The 443-nt window shown below is 70.0% G+C and carries 1 protein-coding gene; it reads right to left on the bottom strand.

Annotated elements, in window-relative coordinates:
* The coding region (locus KHA85_RS20270; RefSeq protein WP_213186677.1) for a c-type cytochrome at positions 1-443 on the bottom strand (443 nt) is incomplete at both ends.

Raw genomic sequence — 443 nt, 5'->3', positions numbered from 1 at the left:
GATCCGCCGCCTGCCGATCGTTCAACGCCCAGCCGTAAGCCGGCATGTCGAACGCCATCGCCTGCTGCGTGATCGGCGTATGCGTCCCCTCCAGCACCACCCGCAGCGCGGTCAGCGGATTGTCCGCCGTTACCGTGGCATTGCCCGCCAGCGCCGGAATGGCGAAGTCGGTGCCCTCCCCCTTGTTGCCGTGGCAGGTCGAGCAGTACATCGCGTAGGTCGCCTTGCCGCCCGGGTTATCCGCCTGCGCGGCAGGCGCAGCGGCTTTGGCGGCGGTTTCCGGCGCCAGGCTGCGCAGGTACACCGCGATGGCGTTCAGATCGCCGTCGCTGAGGTACTGCGTGCTGTGGGTCACCACCTCGCTCATCGGCCCGGCGACCGCCGCATGGCGGCTGCGGCCGGTTTTCAGCAGTGCCGTCACCTCTTCCGGCGGCAGGCCGCGC

The organism is Dietzia massiliensis (assembly GCF_018390595.1).
GTDB classification, from domain to species: domain Bacteria; phylum Actinomycetota; class Actinomycetes; order Mycobacteriales; family Mycobacteriaceae; genus Dietzia; species Dietzia massiliensis.
This window is presented reverse-complemented; position numbering and strand designations above follow the sequence as displayed.